The 18993-nt window shown below is 55.4% G+C and carries 16 protein-coding genes; 8 read left to right on the forward strand and 8 right to left on the reverse strand.

Features of this window, described 5'->3' with window-relative positions:
- Window positions 1–55: 55 nt before the first annotated feature.
- The 4 genes from J2S62_RS00055 to dnaA form a co-directional block, all read right to left on the reverse strand.
- Window positions 56–550, reverse strand: coding sequence for a DUF721 domain-containing protein (locus J2S62_RS00055; protein ID WP_310169854.1), 495 nt, complete (start codon window positions 548–550; stop codon window positions 56–58).
- Window positions 543–1793: a DNA replication/repair protein RecF gene (recF, locus tag J2S62_RS00060; protein ID WP_310169855.1), complete on the reverse strand. Its 1251-nt coding sequence runs from the start codon at window positions 1791–1793 to the stop codon at window positions 543–545. Before recF ends, J2S62_RS00055 begins: the two co-directional genes overlap by 8 nt.
- A gap of 2 nt (window positions 1794–1795) precedes the next feature.
- Entirely contained in the window at window positions 1796–2926 is a 1131-nt protein-coding gene (dnaN, locus tag J2S62_RS00065; RefSeq protein ID WP_310169857.1) for a DNA polymerase III subunit beta, read from the reverse strand.
- Window positions 2927–3569: 643 nt separating this feature from the next.
- Window positions 3570–5090: a chromosomal replication initiator protein DnaA gene (dnaA, locus tag J2S62_RS00070; RefSeq protein WP_310169859.1), complete on the reverse strand. Its 1521-nt coding sequence runs from the start codon at window positions 5088–5090 to the stop codon at window positions 3570–3572.
- A 417-nt stretch (window positions 5091–5507) separates the two neighbouring features.
- Between dnaA and rpmH the strand changes: the two genes are divergently transcribed.
- From rpmH to J2S62_RS00110, 8 genes are all read left to right on the forward strand, one after another.
- Window positions 5508–5645, forward strand: a complete 138-nt coding sequence (rpmH, locus tag J2S62_RS00075; protein WP_310169861.1) for a 50S ribosomal protein L34 — start codon at window positions 5508–5510, stop codon at window positions 5643–5645.
- A 38-nt stretch (window positions 5646–5683) separates the two neighbouring features.
- Complete coding sequence (gene rnpA / locus J2S62_RS00080; RefSeq protein ID WP_310169863.1) at window positions 5684–6067, forward strand: ribonuclease P protein component; 384 nt, start codon at window positions 5684–5686, stop codon at window positions 6065–6067.
- Window positions 6048–6455, forward strand: coding sequence for a membrane protein insertion efficiency factor YidD (yidD, locus tag J2S62_RS00085; RefSeq protein WP_310175660.1), 408 nt, complete (start codon window positions 6048–6050; stop codon window positions 6453–6455). Before rnpA ends, yidD begins: the two co-directional genes overlap by 20 nt.
- 4 nt (window positions 6456–6459) lie before the next feature.
- The gene (gene yidC, locus J2S62_RS00090) at window positions 6460–7422 is read left to right on the forward strand and encodes a membrane protein insertase YidC (protein ID WP_310169865.1); all 963 of its coding nucleotides are present in this window, start codon (window positions 6460–6462) and stop codon (window positions 7420–7422) included.
- The gene (locus J2S62_RS00095; RefSeq protein WP_310169867.1) at window positions 7419–7943 is read left to right on the forward strand and encodes a Jag family protein; all 525 of its coding nucleotides are present in this window, start codon (window positions 7419–7421) and stop codon (window positions 7941–7943) included. Before yidC ends, J2S62_RS00095 begins: the two co-directional genes overlap by 4 nt.
- A gap of 2 nt (window positions 7944–7945) precedes the next feature.
- Window positions 7946–8629: a 16S rRNA (guanine(527)-N(7))-methyltransferase RsmG gene (rsmG, locus tag J2S62_RS00100; RefSeq protein ID WP_310169869.1), complete on the forward strand. Its 684-nt coding sequence runs from the start codon at window positions 7946–7948 to the stop codon at window positions 8627–8629.
- Window positions 8630–8661: 32 nt separating this feature from the next.
- Window positions 8662–9612: a ParA family protein gene (locus J2S62_RS00105; RefSeq protein WP_407649869.1), complete on the forward strand. Its 951-nt coding sequence runs from the start codon at window positions 8662–8664 to the stop codon at window positions 9610–9612.
- A gap of 2872 nt (window positions 9613–12484) precedes the next feature.
- On the forward strand, window positions 12485–13660 hold the full coding sequence (locus J2S62_RS00110) for a ParB/RepB/Spo0J family partition protein (protein WP_310169873.1): 1176 nt from the start codon (window positions 12485–12487) through the stop codon (window positions 13658–13660).
- Between the two features lie 99 nt (window positions 13661–13759).
- On the opposite strand, the gene trxA is transcribed toward J2S62_RS00110, so the two are convergent.
- From trxA to murJ, 4 genes are all read right to left on the reverse strand, one after another.
- Entirely contained in the window at window positions 13760–14083 is a 324-nt protein-coding gene (gene trxA / locus J2S62_RS00115; protein WP_310169875.1) for a thioredoxin, read from the reverse strand.
- Window positions 14083–15078: a thioredoxin-disulfide reductase gene (trxB, locus tag J2S62_RS00120; RefSeq protein ID WP_310175662.1), complete on the reverse strand. Its 996-nt coding sequence runs from the start codon at window positions 15076–15078 to the stop codon at window positions 14083–14085. The genes trxA and trxB overlap by 1 nt, the downstream gene beginning before the upstream one ends.
- Before the next feature lie 128 nt (window positions 15079–15206).
- Complete coding sequence (locus J2S62_RS00125) at window positions 15207–16829, reverse strand: hypothetical protein (protein WP_310169877.1); 1623 nt, start codon at window positions 16827–16829, stop codon at window positions 15207–15209.
- Between the two features lie 96 nt (window positions 16830–16925).
- Window positions 16926–18665, reverse strand: coding sequence for a murein biosynthesis integral membrane protein MurJ (murJ, locus tag J2S62_RS00130; protein WP_310169880.1), 1740 nt, complete (start codon window positions 18663–18665; stop codon window positions 16926–16928).
- Window positions 18666–18993: the final 328 nt, after the last annotated feature.

The following is an 18993-nucleotide window of genomic DNA, read 5'->3' on the forward strand; positions in this document are numbered from 1 at the left end:
ATCTTCAGTCTCAGAAATCGCTCTACAGGCCGTTGGGGCGCCGCAATCCAAAAACTTATCTGCGGCGCGGGCGACGACCATAACTTCCGCCGGTTGGGCCCTTAATTTCCAGCTTGGTGATCACACCGGGACCGAGGACTTCGTCGAATTTATGCATCAACTGCGGGGTGAGTAGGCGTAACTGGGTGGCCCAGGCCGTTGAAGATGCGCGCAGCACGAGTTTAGCGTTTTCAAAGGTCTCGACTTTCGCGTTCTCTGCGATCTGCGGGCCCACGACGGAAGCCCAGTCGGCCAGTACCGACCCGACGGCTACCGGTTCTTTCCACCCGCGCTGGGCAATGAATTTCGAGAACACATCGCCTAACGGCTGCGGGCCCACGGACCGGACATAATCTTCTGTTTTTGGGCGCGGCTTTTTCGATCGGCGATGAAATTGCCCGGCCATTCCGGGACGGTATCCGGCTTCCGCTGCGGCTAAACGCACCCGTTGTAGGGCTGCGGCGGCGGCATCAATGTGGTCTTCTTCGGGTTCGATGGGTTCATCAGTCATCGTCGCCACGCTCCGATGGGGACTCGGAACCTTCCGCATCTTCGAAGTTGTTAGCCTCAAGGACCTTTAAGGTTGCCAAATCCGTGTGGTGCTCGCCCGGAGACGAAATCCCGTCGCGCATTTGTACCGGGATGTGGGTACCGGTGAGTTCTGCTGGGATATCTGCGGCCACCGCGGCCGTGATGATCAGCTGTTCGGCGTCCCGGGTCATTTCTGCCAGCCGGCTGCGTCGTGCAGCATCGAGTTCGGCGAAGACATCGTCGAGAATGAGCACCGGTTTGGCATTCGGATCTGGATCGTCCTCGACCAACACCCGATAGGAGGCTAACCGCAGCGCCAGGGCCAGCGACCAAGTCTCACCGTGGGAGGCGAATCCTTTGGCCGGGGCGGGGCCCAGAGTGATGACCATGTCGTCGCGGTGGGGACCCACCAGGGTGATGCCGCGGTCGCGTTCGGCACGGTAGGAACTTTCGAGTTCAGTCAGTACCGCTTGGTAGAGCTGAGCTTCATCGGGCACTTCGGCGTGCTGCCCGGATGCCAACGGGACCGTGGATTGGTAGCTAAACCCCGCCGGTTTATTGCCATTGGATAATTGCGCGTAAGTATTGGCGGTGGGGATCGCCAGCAGTCTTAAGGCATGCAGGCGCCCGTTGATCAGTCGTGCTGCGGCTCGGGAGAGGTGTTCGTTCCACACGCCCAGCGTGGTTTCGTGTTCTTCGGTCCAGGCGCCGGGTTTGCGACCGGATTTTAGTAGTGCGTTGCGTTGGCGTAAGACGCGGTCGAAGTCGCGGCGAGCATCGCCGAGTGCAGGACGCATTTGGACGATCAGGTCGTCCATGAATCGGCGGCGAATGTCTGGTTGTCCGCTAACCAGTTCAATGTCTTCGGGCGCAAACATGACGGCTTTGAAAATGCCGTAGGCCTGGCGGGCTGGTTGAGGTGCCCCGCGGTTGATCGCCACCCGGTTGGATTTGCCGGGGTTGATCTCGTACTCGATGGAGATGGCCTGTTCACCGCGGTGGACGCGCCCTCTGGCCAGTGCTTGCTCGTGACCGATGCGCACCAGAGGGTGATCATTGGATACCCGATGCGAGTGCTGGACCGCCAGGTAGTTGATTGCCTCGGCTACGTTGGTCTTGCCGACACCGTTTGCACCAACCAGGATGTTGGGACCGGGCTTGAGGTCAAGCTCGGCCTGTTCGTAAGAACGATAATTGGTCAGGGACAGGTGTGACAGGTACACGGCTAGTTCGGGATGCGGATCGGCATGACCAAATACCGGTAGTCCTCGTTCTGCGGGCCTTCAAGTTCTTTTTTACCCGTCAGAAGGGCTGGTTTTGGTGCGCTGGTGAAAGCAAAGCGGGTGTATGGCCCACCGATGACGTTGAGCCCGTCAGACAGATACGACGGGTTGAACGCGACGGTGATCTCTTCGCCTTCCAGCTGGACTGGAACAGATTCGTTGGCTGAAGCGTCATCGCCTTGGCCTGCTGACAGGGAAACTTCATTGCCGCTAAACGACATCAGCAGTGAGGTGTTGCGTTCTGCAACCAGAGCCACACGCTTGACGGCTTCGACAAGTTGGGCGGTATCTACGGTTGCATAAATATTTGATTCTTCGGGGAACAGCGAACGAATCTTTGGGTACTCGCCGTCAACCAGCAAGCTGGTGGTTCGACGACCACCAGAGGAGAAACCTACTAATTCAGCGGAATCCTCGTCCGAAGACAACCGGAATTCCATTTCACCGCCGCCACCGAGCGAACGGGCAACTTCAGTCAGGGTTCGAGATTTCACCAAAACGGAAGTTGAGATCGATGGATCGCGAGGAGTCCAGGTGATTTCTTTCATGGCCAGACGGTAGCGGTCGGTGGCCAAGAAGGTGATCGTGTCACCTTCGATTTCGATTTTGACGGCAGTCAAAATCGGCAGTGTGTCATCTTTGGAAGCTGCGGCAGTGACTTGTGAAATTGCTTCGGAGAATACTGATCCATCGATCGTGCCAGCAACGTCAGGCATAGCGGGAAGTGCTGGATATTCATCAACCGGCATGGTCGCCAGAGTAAATCTGGTGTTTTGGCAGGTCACGACAACGCGGGACTCGGTGAGCTCGATCGTGACTGGAGCGTTTGGCAGCGATTTGACGATGTCACTGAGCATGCGGCCTTCAACGAGAATCTGGCCTTCGGTATCGATGTGCGCTTCGATATCAAGTTGAGCAGAGGTTTCGTAATCAAAGCTTGCGATCGAGACAAGATCATCTTTGGCGGTGATGAGCAGACCGCGCAGAACCGGAACGGGTGGGCGGGGTGACAGAGAACGTGCGGTCCAAGTGACAGCGTCAGTTAGAACATCCCGTCCGATTGTGAACTTCACGAAGAGTCTGCCTTCCCTTGAGCGATTGCAATGCGAAATTGTCCGATGACATAAGTGGTGAACACCAAAAATTATAGAGGTGCTCTAGATAGCTTAGCGGTCTTTGAGGACCACCGCGACAAGCCAAGACGAATTCGCGACTGCACCACGGCCATCGAACCTGAGGAATTTTCCGGGCCATTGTTATTTAGAGGTGTTTAAAGGAATAGGGGTATTAGTAGGTGGTGTGGATACTGTGGAAAAGCCTGTGCATTGGCACCCCTATACCGAAGTTCCTGTGGAGAAGAACGTGCATGGTCTTCGCTTTGCGTGTGGGTAAGGTGTGCAGGACCAAAATGCTTACATCGTTGTAATTCCACCGCTTTAGAGAGTTATCCGCATTAAGAATAGGGTTATCCCTTAAGAATCCACAGGGTTATCCACACCGTGGAAAACAGGGTTCAACCCACCTGTGGACAAAGCTGTGGATACTTGTGGATCGTGGTGGAGAGACATTGGGCGAAGGTGCCCTAGCCCGCACGCCGTAGCCCTAATAGGGGTATTCATCAGGTGTGGAGAAGCATTCAACCTTAACCTGAAGGTTTGCGAGTTTAATTGCAGTATTCCGACCATTTCGGGCTAATTGTCGCTCCGACGGAAATTCTTAAATATTGCGGGCTCGCTGCTTAATTTTGTTCGTTAATTCCGTGACCTGGTTGTAAATCGCATGCCGTTCGCTCATGAGATCTCGGATCTTTCGGTCAGCATGCATCACCGTCGTGTGATCGCGTCCACCGAATTCTGCCCCGATGCGAGGCAGTGACATCTCGGTGAGCTCACGTAGAAGGTACATTGCAATCTGACGAGCCGTCACCAGCGTGCGCGTCCGAGATTTCGACTGCAATTCGGCAATCGAAAAACCGAAGTAGTTAGCGGTCTCATCCAAAATGAGCTCGGATGTTATCTCTTGGGCGTCGTCATCAGAGATGAGATCTTTCAAGATGTATTGCGCCTGATCAAGGTTGATGGGCTCATTATTGAGCGACGCATACGCGGTCACTCGAGTCAGGGCGCCTTCGAGCTCACGGATATTGGTATCGATGCGCGAAGCAATGTATTCCAGTGCATCGGCGGGAACTTTGATGCCCTCTGCATCTGCCTTCTTCGCCAGGATCGCAATCCGAGTTTCGAGATCAGGTGGCTGAATATCTGTGGTCAGTCCCCACTCAAAGCGGGAGCGGAGACGTTCCTCGAAGCCGGATAGTTGTTTCGGAGGCAAGTCCGAGGTAATCACTACCTGCTTGTTGTTGTTGTAGAGCGCATTGAAGGTGTGGAAGAACTCTTCAACGGTGGCTTCTTTATTCGCCATGAACTGGATGTCGTCGATCAACAGGATGTCGACGTTGCGATAAATCTGTTTGAAGGATGCGCCCTCGTCGTGCCGAATCGAGTTAATGAAATCGTTCGTAAATTCTTCGGAGTTGACGTAGCGCACTCGTAAACCGGGGAAAAGCTCCTGGGCGTAGTGACCAATCGCATGCAACAGGTGGGTTTTACCCAGACCAGATTCACCGTAAATAAACAGCGGGTTATAAGATTTTGCCGGCTGTTCTGAGACTGCGTAGGCGGCTGCGTGAGCAAAACGGTTCGATGAACCGGTGATGAAATTGTCGAAATGATAGTGCTCATTGAGTCGAGAGCGTTCACCGGATTGTGGTGGAACGTTTTGCTGCAGTCCACTACCTGGCGCTGCGGCAGGATTCGTTCGGGAGCTAAACAACTCGTCTAAGAGCGGTTCATCAGTGGCAGATCGCTCAGCATGTGACTGGGTAGCTTGCGAGATATTCACAACGTTATCCACAGGCCGTTCGGCGGGTGCTGAGCGCGGCTCGGGGGTCGGGATTTCGGGTGTCGAAGCGTGCATATTGTTATCGATGGAGTATGCACAGTTGATGTCGGTACCAAAGACAGCGGTGAGCGCATCAGCTAAGCGTTCATGGAGTTGGTTCTCCAAGATGTCCCGAGTCATTTCATTGGGAACCGCTAACAGCAGGGTATTTGCGATGAGACCTTGCGGGCGAGCAAGATCAAGAAAGCCCATCTGACTAGGTCCGATGTCACCAGAGGTGCGTACGTTTTCAACAACCCTCTGCCAAGAGTTGATGATCGACTCACTTACACTCATCCGCTAAACCCCACTTTATGCTTCCCGCACTGACTCTGAGTTCCTCTCGTCATCACGGCAATATCCCCACGTTGCGCAACCGGTCTCACACTTGGAGCGTTCTGCCAGGATTGCAACGGTCTACTTCTGACGTCTCCACAACACTAGCCTTAATTTCCACAGGCGGGTTGCAGTTATGCACAGCTTATACACAGTAGAGGTTTTAGGATAACTGATTCCGATCCTGAATTTGACCAAATCGATCGGGGTTCTTAGACTTGGTGAGTCTTATCCGGGGTGAAGCGTGCCCTTTTGTGGCTGCACCCGGTAAGCGTAAACAGATAATGAACAGATATCGCCGAAGTTTTTGGGCAAACGCAGGTTTGAAACGTACTTCCCCAGCATGCTTCTGCGTTTGATTGAGTGTGGAGATTAACAGTGTCTAAGCGGACTTTTCAGCCGAATAACCGCCGCCGTGCCCGTAAGCACGGCTTCCGTTCCCGTATGCGCACCCGCGCTGGCCGTGCCGTTCTTTCAGCACGCCGCTCCAAGGGTCGCTCGCGTCTGAGCGCCTAACAAAGTGTCGGTGTCGGTGGCCGCAGGAGCTTGATCGATTGCTACCGCAACACCAACGAATACGCACTGCAGCACAATTTTTTGATACGCAACGTTCCGGTTCCCGTTTCGGCAATCGGAACGTTGTCGTATCTGCAAATATTCGCCCGGTAGCCGGCCAGGACCCACGCGCAGGTTTTATAGTTTCAAAAGCCGTGGGCAATGCCGTCACAAGAAATAAAATTAAGCGCCGACTGCGTGCCATTGTCGCCGACCTTTTCAAGAGCGATCTAGATACCCACCAGGGTTCTGTTGATGTAGTTGTACGGGCGCTACCGGCTTCGGCTTCCGTCGATTTCGATGAGCTCCAAGCATCAACCACCCAGGCGGTATATGGCGCGCTCAGAAAGTTTAAGCGTCGTGATGAACAACAAGGAGCATGAAGAACCCGTCTTCGGAACGCAACCTTCGCCATTTATTGTGAAGGACAGCGCCACCGAGTGGGGGTTCTTACGTGCCCTCCCGTCGACGATCGTCGGATGGCTGCTTCGGGCGTATCGGAAGGTCATCTCCCCCACCTACGGAGATGTGTGTAAGTTCTTTCCGACCTGTTCCGCCTACGGCCTAGAAGCGGTTTATACGCACGGTGCCATTAAGGGTAGCCTTATGGCAGGACGACGGGTCTTGAGTTGTCATCCTTGGCAGGATGGTGGCATAGATCCCGTTCCCCCAGGGAATAGGATTTGGCCGGATGGCAAGCGACCATTCATTATTGAACTGAACCACCCGGTGATTCCACCGGACGATGAGGCCACCAAAGAGGATAAATAAAATTATGGGATTTTTTGACACGATTCTTCTCCCCTTTACATGGGCGGTCTCATGGGTGCTCAGCATGTTCCACACCCTCCTGGGCGCCATCGGGATGGATTCCGATTCGGGATGGACCTGGACGCTAGCCCTTGTACTACTTGTGGTGCTGATTCGTACCCTCTTGATCCCGGTCTTCGTCAAACAGATCAAATCTCAGCGAGCGATGCAGGAACTGCAGCCTGAGATTAAGAAACTTCAAGAGAAGTATAAAAACAAGAAAGATCAGCTTTCTCGCCAAGCCATGGCGATGGAACAGCAGCAGTTATTTAAGGACCGCGGGACGAGTCCGTTCGCTGCGTGTCTGCCCATGCTGGTCCAGATGCCCTTCTTCTTTGCGCTCTATCGAGTCCTGATATCCGCTTCAGGTGCTGCTCAAAACAACGAGTCCATTGGTGCGTTGTCGGCAGATGAGATTCAATCCTTCTCCAACTCCACCTTCGCCGGCGCGCAGATGTCGGACATTCTCATCGATCATCTCGGTGAGGGCTTTGACCTTAACGTCGTCATCGTCGCCAGCGTCCTCATTATCCTGATGACCGTCTCCATGTTCTACATGCAGAAGACGCTCATGGGGAAGAACATGTCCGAAGCGGCTCAGACCGGACAGTTCGCACAGACTCAAAAGATCATGCTGTACGCGCTGCCACTGGTCTTCCTCATCGGTGGTTTCAACTTCCCAATTGGTGTGCTCATCTACTGGACCGCCACCAACTTCTGGGCCGTTGGACAGCAGCTCTTTATTATCCGTCGTAACCCGACCCCAGGGTCCATTGCTGAACGCGAACTCAATGAACGTCGCGCAGCCAAGGGCCTGCCCCCTGTTGGTAAGCAAGCCGAAGTTGCGCAAGAAAAAGCAAAAGCTCGGGAAACGAAACCAGCGGGCCAACGTCAACAACCTGTGAGAAAACCTAGGAAGAAACGATGAACGCAGAACCATCTAACGCCACTGACGAAGCCCCGGAGGAAGAACTCTCCTCCGCTGATATCGAAGCTGAAGGCGACCACGCGGCCGACTACATTGAGGAACTTCTCGATATCGCCGACCTCGATGGCGACATCGATATTGAGGTCCGCAACAACCGAACCTACCTCTCGGTCCTGGCCCCTGAGGATGACGAAGACATCCAAGGCTTAGTCGGTGAAGATGGCAAGACGCTGGAAGCGCTTCAAGAGCTCACCCGCCTTGCCGTGCTGTCTGCCACCGGTCAGCGTTCGCGATTGATCCTAGACATCGCTGACCATCGTGTGAAACGAGCTGAAGCACTCCGTGAGCTGGCTCGCGAAGCCATTGCTACAGTGGAAGCTGAAGGGACTGCTCAACACCTCAAACCCATGAGCCCCTACGAACGTAAAATTGTTCACGACGTCGTAGCTGAAGCCGGCCTGCACTCCGAATCCGAAGGTGAAGGTCCACGCCGTCACGTCGTGATTACCGCCGGAGAATAGTCTTGTCTGATAACCAACCCGCACCTGTCACAGACCCTTCTGAGGCCCTCCTCGAACGTCAGGAGGCCTGGGTTGTCGACGCCGCTGAAGTCCTTTACGGCGAGCAATTAGAGGTCGCTGAGCGCTTCGTGGAGCATCTGGTGACGACAGGTATTGAGTGGGGCCTGCTCGGACCGCGCGAAGTCCCCAGGATGTGGGAACGCCATGTGCTGAACTGCGCGGTAGTTCACGAGCTCCTCCCCCAGGGCGCGCTGGTCGCTGATGTGGGTTCGGGGGCCGGTCTGCCCGGTATAGCTCTTGCCATTGCGCGTCCAGATGTGCAGTTCGTGCTCATCGAACCGCTCGAGCGCCGAGTCGACTGGCTCAACATGGTCATCGACGATCTGGAACTTGAAAATGTCGATGTCATCCGGGCGCGATCAGAACAGGTCGTTGATTCGGTAGACGTGGATATTGTCACCGCACGTGCAGTCTCTGCTATGAAATCGCTCATTCCGATGACGGTTCCGCTCCTTCATGGCAAAGGTGAGCTGCTTGCGATTAAAGGTCGCAGCGCACCGGCGGAGCTAGAAAAAGCGGACAAGGTTTTGCGAAAGTTCAAGACGAAGGGCTCCGAAGTACTCAGCATCGGTGATGAACTCTTGGAAGTACCCACAACCGTTGCAAGACTTACATACGGTTCCTGACCGGGACAGCAAAGTATTTCAAATTTAAAGTAATGGAGGCAGGCTTGGCCGATCGAGATAGCGTTTCTCAGGAAACATCGCAGGGTGCAGGTAGCATCGCTGCGACGCCGCTGGCTCGGCAGTTAGAGTCCGAAAAGCGTCGTCGTGAGAAACTGAAGGCCAAGCGCATGCCCAAACCCGAGCACACCCGAATCATTACGATCTCAAACCAGAAGGGTGGCGTCGGGAAAACCACGACGACCGTGAACCTTTCGACCGCTATGGCGAGAGCTGGCATGAATGTGCTGGTCATCGATATGGATCCGCAGGGTAACGCCTCGACTGCGCTGAACATCCCCCACCCACCGGGAACACCATCGATTTACAACGTACTCATTGAAGATGAAGCCCTCAAAGACGTGGTGTACGACAACCCGGAGACAGATGGTCTGATCGTTGCCCCTTCGACGATCGATCTTGCTGGAGCAGAGATCGAGCTGGTCTCTCTTGTTGCGCGTGAGCAGCGTCTGACGCGCGCCATTCAAAACTACTCGAAGTACCGTGAGCAGCAAGGTCTGCCGCGCCTCGACTACATCTTTGTTGATTGTCCCCCAAGCCTCGGCCTCTTAACTGTTAACGCCTTCGTAGCGGCCGGTGAGGTACTCATTCCTATCCAGACTGAGTACTATGCCCTTGAAGGCTTGTCGCAGCTGGTAAAAAACATCGAGATGATTCAGCAGCATTTGAATCCGTCGCTGCATATTTCGACCATCCTTCTGACGATGTTTGACTCCCGAACAAATCTCGCGGTTCAAGTCGCCGATGAAGTACGCGAATACTTCCCCAAAGAAGTACTCGACGCCGTGATTCCTCGGAACGTGCGAATCTCCGAAGCTCCTTCGTACCAGCAAAGTGTGCTCACCTACGATCCAAGCTCGACCGGTGCTCTAAGTTATCGTGAAGCAGCTATGGAAATTGCAGAGCGTGGCCCAACCTCTGCCTAACTCCAGCCCAGAATGCCGGTATCGTTTCACGTGAAACATTGATATTTCACGGCGATAGAGAGCTGTCATAGCGTTCACTATAAGATTTCGTGCCTAGGGACTCCCACGTGTCCCACGCGCGACTACTGCCATTTCATGTCATCGGCAGGTACCTATCGCATTGGCCCTCAAGCGGGCATTGAGTAAGACGCTCATATTGAAAAGACTTAGGCATGTAGACCCGTGGAACTCGGGGTTGAGAAATAATAGCGGTTACCGCAACTACTCCTTAGTGCCGGTTCACGCCTGGCACGACGGCAGTGCTTTGACAATTCGGAGATACAGTCCTAGGTCTCAAGAAAACCAGACTAGTTGCATTACAGAGGAGCCACCCCGACCGAAAAGCTCTCGCTGCATCATGGTATAGAGGTGTCTGCCACGTCTTGTGACGGTTTCGAGCGAACTTCGACTCACAGTCTCTTCAGCGTGCTGGAGTCTATTTTGCTGTATGAGGCACTAATCGCAGAACCGTGGAGTTCCCTATCCCATATAGGTCTACATGTCTTCCCGGCCGGGAGTTGCATGTCTGCCGGCTCGAGTTGTCGGTTGTGCTCACTCGAGTCTTCGTAGTGTGATCGATTTCAATGACCGATGCATATCGGCTCAACAGCAGGGTTCGTGCATTTTCTTACGCTTAAGCCTTGCGCGGGCGTAGCTGATCGCCCTCCCCTGCGACTTCACAAACACTTTGAATTTATTGGGCTCTTCCGTGAGACGTTAAAGCCTGACGTCGTTTCGACCAGCGTGCCGGTAGCGCTGAGGTGTAGTGGATCTGAGCACTCCCTTGCCCAGGTCTCGCGGAATAGCCGACCCTCTCCTGGTTGTTATGTTTGTGCTAAGAATACGCCGGCTCCCTGGTGATGGTCTTCTGGAGCCGAGCCGTGCAAGGATTTCCAGCGAGTATGATGCAAACAGTAGATGGTCTCCGAATGCTTTCAGGTAAACTAGATGCTTGCATTTGTCACGGGCTTTGTCTGGAACGTCGCCTGTCAGTGCGTCGGGCTTTAAGCCAGGGTTGTGGGACGCTCGGATATAAAGTTAAGTAGCCGATTGTTAGGGAGCGTGCTATCGCTAACGCTCCTCACCCTTGCGTTAGCGATATAAAGCCTTCTGAATCCGAGGAGTGCTCTGCCACCGTAGGGGTGTTTGGGATTCAGAAAGACCGAAGTTCCGCTCGGACTGTTTCACGTGAAACCTTCCCGCTCCTTAGCCCTTAACACTTTCGTTTTAGTCGCATCGGTTTCTAACAACTTTGTGAAACCAGCATTCTGCTTCCTAAAAGAGCTGTCGAATAACCCCCTCATGACTCGCCTGGGTCCGTTTGGTTTCACGTGAAACGGCTAAACAAGCGTGACGTTACATGCCATGCGCGTCCGAGAACTTACTATCGATCTGACTCGGTTTGCTGCAGAGACTGTTTCGCTTCCCACCAGGAGCCCACCGAGAAGATGAAACAATGTGGGAATGTCTGGTTGGACCTTGGCCGGGCTCGCGACATTTCGGTAGGACCGAATACGTTCCCGGGCTCTGCTATCAACTTATCGGTCGCCTCCATCTCTCAGCCGCTCCCCTACTGTCCGTCTGCTGTTGAAAGTCGGGTAATAGCTCTGAGTCGTATGTGTATCGCTAAAGACTTGCTCTGACTCTCCGCCTGGTTTCACGTGAAACGTATGAAAGGAACTGGCCGAGTTAGCGGTGCACCTTGTAATTGCGAACCCTGACGTCGAGCTAGAGTGCGTCGGAAAGAGGCGGGTCAACCCGCACAGAGTAAAAGGTGGGTCAGGTGTTTCTACTACAGGTAGGTTGCTCGAAGTGGACCCCGGCTTTCTATAGTATCGCGCTACCCGGGCTGCGTTATTACGTTAAATCAACTGATGTACCCGCAGTGCGCGTGAAGTAGCGTCCGAGCTGATAGCCAGATGAGGCGCCTCTATTCAACTTTGGCCTCTGAGATGTGTGGTGCGCGCTGGAGTGAACTTATCGAAAGGCGCCGACACGTTGGCTATCGAGAGTGTAGATCGTCGACCTTACCGGTTGGAGCTGCCTATGCGAAGACAATCAGAGATTGTAGAACACCATAACCGAGTGTCCCCTCAAACAAATTCATAAACACCGGATATCTCTGATGATTCCCGTTTCACGTGAAACATGACGCGAGCAAGCGCTATTTCAGGACGGCAAGCGAGATAACCTTGAGTAAGTGAAGCCTAGGGGCACTTCGTAGTGAACGGAACGACGCAATCGATACCGCCTACTCAACGTTTTAAAGCCTCGTTTTTCGTCCGTCTAAACTTTCAAAGTCGTCAATTCCAGAGGGGCAGGCAACTACAATAAATCATCACTCAGGTCACGCTCCGAGGAAATGTTCACAATCTAGTCGAAGGAGAATCTGAAAATATCGGAAGAATTGGACGCTTCACTCATGTTTCACGTGAAACACTCTCCGCGAATCAGTGGACCTCATAGTTATGAAAGATAAGTTTCGAATGCGGTGAAGAATGGTTTAGGGGCCGCTGGAGCATTTGATGCTGTCGTGACTATAGTCCATCCCCTACGTTGACCGCCTCTGTTCCGATACTCGTCGTTTCATAGGGACCAATAACGCGCTTCGAAGGTAAACTTTGGCAGAACTTTGAGCCATTCGTTTCACGTGAAACTTGCCGCTGGTAAATCGAGGGCGATACTCCTTCTTCGTTCTTGCGGCGCGCTGTGGGTAGCACCCCTCCCCCTACGGCATAAATTCGGAGTGTTTCACGTGAAACGCGACAACTTGTCCAAAATCTCGATAAGGTATGTAGTGGTCGAATATCGAGCTCAACAAAAGCGGGAGAAAATGACACAACCACCAAAGAAGGGGCGCAGAGGACTGGGGCGCGGACTCAGCGCTCTAATTCAGGATACGTCTACGCCAGACAATGAGGACGAATCAGCCGCTTCGGAACAAGCTGAAACACCCACAACCGACACGAAGCAGACTGGCAATAATAAGTTGGACGCATCAAAGATTGCCGACACGCTCGGTTCGCGCTACCTCGACTCGGGCGATGTTTCACGTGAAAAGACTCGTCCGTCTGACCTCTTCTTTGGTGCCGACCAGCCTGCGGCTAAAACTTCGAAGCGCAAGAACGGCAGTCGGGCAGCGATGCCCAATCCTATTCTCGAGCGGACGACCGCGGAGCCTGAAGCAGAGGATGCCGTAGAGAGTCTGCTGCGTGATGTGCCAGTTGAGGATATACAACCAAACCCACGCCAACCACGCGAGGAGTTTGATGAGGAAGCCATGATCGAATTAGTGGCCTCCATTTCGGAAGTGGGCGTGCTTCAGCCGGTTGTTGTTCGGCCGTCGGGAACCTCTGGGCAATATGAGCTCATTATGGGTGAACGACGCTGGCGAGCCAGCCGTCGAGCAGGCCTAGATACCATCCCCGCCATCGTTCGAGACACGGCCGATGAAGATCTACTCCGCGAAGCGTTACTTGAGAACATTCATCGCAGTGAACTCAACGTGCTCGAGGAAGCGGCTGCGTATCAACAACTCATGCAGGATTTCGGATGGTCACAAGACATCCTGGCTAAGCGGGTAGGACGATCACGTCCGCACATCTCGAATACACTCCGACTCATGAATCTTCCGCCAGCGCTACAGCGCCAAGTGGCTTCGGGTGTACTCTCCGCAGGACACGCACGCGCAATTCTGGGCCTTGGTAACGAGGCATTGATGAACCAACTTGCCCAACGGGTCATCAATGAGGGTCTCTCGGTTCGCTCAACTGAAGAGCTGGCTAGCTTGATGTTGAAAAACTCCGAGGATGCCGGCAAGACCACTCCCCCGGCGCGCCGGAACACGCAGCACTTTGATGAGCTAGCCTCGTCACTTACGGATCTTTTAGATACTCAGGTGAAAATCACCCTGGGAGCTAAGAAGGGACGGATCGCCATCGATTTCGCATCGGTCGAAGATCTCAACAGAATTATGAGTGTCATCAGTGCTGAGGCGAAAGACGACTAATTTCATGTCCTCACCCGTGAGGACACACGGTTATTAAATACGAAGGGCGATGGTCTGACACAGACCATCGCCCTTCGTATTTAACGAGGAACTATAAACTTAGTTCAAGTAATCGGAGAATTCCTGCTCAAGGACATGCAGCGGTTTCGCGCCAACGGAAGTCGCTACCCGCTCACCGTCTTTGAAGACGTAGACGGTTGGGATGCTGGTGATACCGTACTGAGCGGCGATACCTGGATTGTCGTCTACGTTGACTTTGGCGACAGTCACCTTGTCTGAGTACTTCTCGCCGATCTCTTCGAGAACGGGTGACAGTTGACGGCAAGGGCCGCACCATACTGCCCAGAAGTCGACAATGACGGGCTTGTCCGAGTCGATGACTTTTTCTTGGAAATCCTGGTCTGTTACGTCGATAGTTGACATTATGATCCTTCCGTTAGGAGTGCGGGACGATTGGAGGCTGCGGGGTTGGCGGCGAGGTAATCCTCAACGTCAATTGCGGCCTTGGCGCCCATGCCTGCTGCTGTGATGGCCTGGCGGTATTTTCCGTCGACCACGTCACCTGCCGCGAAGACGCCGGGAATGTTGGTTGCTGTGGAGGGTTCTTGTACCTTGATGGTGCCGTCGGTTGCGTCGATATCCAGTGCATCTTTCACTAGATCGGTACGCGGATCGGAACCAATGGCGATGAAGACACCGTTGACGTCGAGCGTGTTGACCTCACCGGTCTTCAGATTCCGAATATCAAGTGATTCTACTTTATCCTGGCCCTTGATGGCTTCGACGGCCGAATCCCAGATGAACGAGATCTTCTCGTTCGCCAGGGCACGGTCCGCCATGATTTGCGAGGCGCGCAGTTCGTCACGACGGTGGATCACGAAGACCTGGGAGGCGAACTTGGTCAGGAAGAGTGCCTCTTCCATAGCGGAGTCGCCTCCCCCAACAACGGCAAGTGGCTGATCGCGGAAAAAGAAACCGTCACAGGTTGCACACCAGGAGACACCCTTACCGGTCAGTGCGCTTTCACCAGGCAGACCGAGCTCGCGGTACTGGGAGCCGGTCGCAATAATAACCGAGCGTGCGTAGTGCTTGGAACCGTTAGCGAGTGTGATGCGCTTTGGTTCGGCCTGGAGGTCAACTTCGACGACATCCTCGTACTGCACGTCGGTCCCGAATTTGCGAGCCTGTGCTTCGAGATGGCCCATCAGCTCTGGGCCCATGATGCCGTCTGGGAAGCCGGGGAAGTTTTCGACGTCAGTCGTATTCATGAGTTCGCCACCTGCCTGCACGGAGCTGGTGAACATGACTGGTTCAAGGTTCGCACGGGAGGCATAGATCGCTGCCGTATAACCGGCAGGGCCCGATCCAATGATCACAACGTCGTGTACGTCGGAGGTGAGGTTGTCTGCCAAGAGTATGTTCCTTTGCTCAGATGCGTTTGGTGGGCACAACTCGGAGGGCCCATAGGGGTTTATGATTCAACACTAAACAACGTATGGTGCCACCAAGAATATTCCCGTCATCTTGCGGTACCTTCGCTGTGAGATTAGTCGACCTCGATCTCAGCGATCCGCAGCCCGTACGGGCGATCGGGTGAGTTGGTATTCGATAGCGTTGGCAGTTCAGTGAAGTTGATGATGACGTAGCGTGCTTCGATCGGTTCACCGTCTGAATCGTGGGCATCGACCGTGTACTCGGGTCCGGTAAATGACCCTTCGGTTAGCACCACTCCCCCGTTCGGGTCTGGCTCATTCGCAGCCGCCACGGAGAAGGCGCCACCAGATCCTTGGTTCTGAGTGATCGTGATCTCCGAGATCGGTGCTTGCTCTTCGAGTTCCACGATGAGTGCAAGGTTCGAAGCAAACCCGCCGAACTGCGGGGTGGTGAACGTCAGTGTTTGCCAGGCGGTAGCTTGGTTGCCGTCGATGATGGCTGGGAGGTCTGCATCGTATTCACTGGTGAGTCCTGGTGAATCCGGTACTACTCGTTCAACCGAGGCGGGCTCAGGCGGAGGCCCGGCAGGTTCTTCGGGTTCTTCTTCCTCTTCGGCTGCTTCGTCGTCTTCTTCTGGATCTTCGGCGGGGGCCTCTTGTGCGGGCTCGTTGGCTACTGGAGGTTCTTCGTCTTCTGGCCCGCCGAGGACCTGGAAACCGATCACCACGGCAAAGACAAGTACGCCGACCAATAAGAGGCCACCGATCCACCGTCCGGCAGTGGAACGTGGCTTCTCGTCGGTGTATTCGATCGCGTAACCCTCATCAGCGTTCGGCTCGCCCGGCTCATTGGGCGCAGGCGGCGGGATGAAGGGCTTGGCAGGGGGTTGTTTGGCTTGCTGTTGTGCTTCAGCTTGCTGCGCGGCTGCGGGGGTCGGTACGGGGACCGGTGCTTGCTGTTGCTGCTCGGTGACGGGGTGAACGATCTGGGTGGCTTGTTCATCGTCCACCTCTACGCGAGTGTCGTTGGCAGCTGTTTCGGGAGATTTCTCGGCAGCTATTTCCCGGGTTTCGTCGGCTGCGATTTCCCGGGTTTCTTCGGCCGGCTGTTCGTCGCGTTGGGACTCCGGTGTCTTGGGCTTGCGAGTCGAACCGGTGGATGCGGCTGCAGCGCCTGCTGCTGCGGATGGTCCTTGGCCGGGGACGACGCGAGTCTCGTCCTCGTCGTCCTGCAGCCAGTTATCAATACGATCGGAGAGCTTATTCAGGAACTCGGGGCGCTTGGATGGGTCCGGCTCTTCGGCCAGATCCTCGCGCAGCTCGGCGTAGTACTCGGTGTCATCTTCGTACGTGTGCGGGGTGCGTTGGCGGGATTCCCCGAAGAGTTCGGTGCCGAGGTGCTCGGTGAAAAACGGTTCAACGTAGACGTCTTCGCCGGTTAGTAGCGCTAGGAAATCTTCTACATCGGAGTTCCCGGGGGCGACCAGATAGGTGCGGTCGTCGGAAAGGCCAAGGTCCAGGATCTGGATGGAGCTGGAGCGTTCCCCGGTGGCAAGCTGCCGGGCGGACTGGGCCGCTTGGGAGGCATTTTCGCGAGAGGCAACCAGGATGAGCACTTCCCGGTTGAGTACTTGGTCGAGGCCGGTCAACACCAGGTCTTGCTGTGCGGATGCCATGATGCGCCCGGTGATCTCATAGCGACCCCCAAGTACGTTGCCTTCGTCGATACTGGCCACCAAGACCTCCCTGAGTTTTCCGGCATAGGTTGCAGACTATCCTCCAGTTTAGGTTATTCGCTAGCCGGTGTTGAGATCTGACACCGTTGCGTCACACTAGGACTTGTTTGGCAGTTTCCGACGTAAACGCGTGGTGATGGGGTCGGTGAACTCGTTGAGTTCCGTGACGTTGAAGATCCGGCACGCCACGAGGTAGACGACCACCATGATGACGCCGACGATGACGCAGGCGATCGCGGCGTTGATGATCGAGGCCATGGCCCAGCCGCCCGTGTACCCACCCAGCGGGTAGAGCACGGCCGCGCCGAAGACCCCGGCGACGACGGCGGCCCACCCGGTGCGGATATAGGTTGCCACGACGGCTCTGGATCCGTAGTCGCCGAAGTGGCGCTTGACCAGGATGTGGGTCGCTGCGAATTGGAAGACGTGGATGACGGTGAAGATCAGCGCGATCAGATGGGCCAACGATTCCATGGGCACCAGCGGGGCGATGCCGTAGGCCAGCGTGAGCGACAAGGCTGCGGCACCGACTTGGACCAGCATCGGGATCAGCGCATTTTCTGCCGCGTAAAACACTCGGAGCAGGTAGAAGTGTGCCGAGCGCAGCGGCATACCCAATGCCAAGAGCAATAAGATCTGCGCGATTGCGTGAGCTGAGACGATCGCGGTTTCCGCCGAGCTGGCGAACAGTCGGGCGACCGTGGGGGCCAGGACAATGACACCGGCCACGGCAATCATCATGGGCACCGCGAAGGTGCGCAGGCCGGCACCGGTGGTCCGTCGGACCGTGTCCATATCGTCTTCCTGCATCGAGCGCGCCAGGCGGTTGAAGAGCACCGTGGCAATCGACAGCACAAACACCGAGTGCGGCAACACGGTGATCAACTGGCCCATATTTAGCGCCTGAAGCCCCGGGATCGCGGCTTGTTCGAACGGGTCGTCGAGTTGGCTTCGAGCCTCGGTCGCGCCGGTCACCAGGCGGTTGATCATCAGGTTCGAGATATTGCCGACCGTCATGGTGACGATGGTGAAGCCCGCGATCCGGCCGGTGTGGCGCAGCCCCATGCCCTTCCACCCGAACTTCGGCTTGAGGCCCAAGCCGAGGCGCTTCAGCGGCCAGAACAACACGATGGCTTGGATGATGATACCCAGGGTGTGGCCACCGGCCAGGATGACCGTGTGGGTCGACGTCCATTCGACGTATTGTTCGGCGTCGGGGATGGCCGTGTATGCGCCGAAGGTCGCGATGTAAAACAGGATGAACCCAATGGCCACCACGTTATTGGCCACTGGCGCCCACATATAGGCACCGAAGCGGCCGTGGGCATTGAGCACCTGCCCGATGACCGCATACATCCCGTAGAAGAAGATCTGCGGCAGCGTCCAGTACGCGAACGCCGTCCCCAGGGCCAGCTTGGGGTCCGACCAGTTCAACGTCAGCGCTTCGATGATGGGCGCGGCCAGCAGGGTGATCGCAATAGTAAAGGCCCCGATGATGATCGCCGCCAGGGTGATCAGTCTGGAGGTGTAGTCCGCACCGCGGTCGGCCTTCTTGGCTTGTTTGATGATCTGGGGTACCAGCACCACATTGAACACGCCCCCGGCCAGGAGCATGTAGATGACGTTGGGGATCGTGTTGGCGGTTTCAAAAACGTCCGAGACTAACGCGGTCGAACCAATGGCCACATAGAGCAGGGAGCTGCGGACGAAGCCCAACACTCGCGAGACGATCGTCCCCGAGGCCATGATGGCCGAGGCTTTAGCACCGGCCTCTCGGCTGCGTGAGGCGTCCTGCGGGTCGTGTGAGGGCTGTTCAGCCTGGCGGGTTTGGGTCATGTGTTTGGTTTGCGGCGTTTCTTAAACAAGGCGGCAGACGGTTTCGGAATGTTCGGCTGCTGCGGAGGCTCGGGGTCCGATTCCGGGGCGGAATCCTTGGGTACATTACCAGTGCTGTCTGTGGATTGCTTGGACACCGGGTGCTTCGGAGTCTCAAGAGCCTTGTGGTCAGGCGCGGTCCTCCGGCACTTGGGTTCTTCCCCTGCGGTCTGCTGTTGTGCAGTCTCCGGTTGTGCTGCTTGCCGCGAGTCTTCTGGCGCCGTGTCAGCCTTGGGCTGGGTTGGTTCCTGCCGAGCGCGCGCGAGTTTTTGCGCCAGTTCATAGGGCG

Origin of the sequence: Enteractinococcus fodinae, from assembly GCF_031458395.1 — a bacterium.
Taxonomy (GTDB): domain Bacteria; phylum Actinomycetota; class Actinomycetes; order Actinomycetales; family Micrococcaceae; genus Yaniella; species Yaniella fodinae.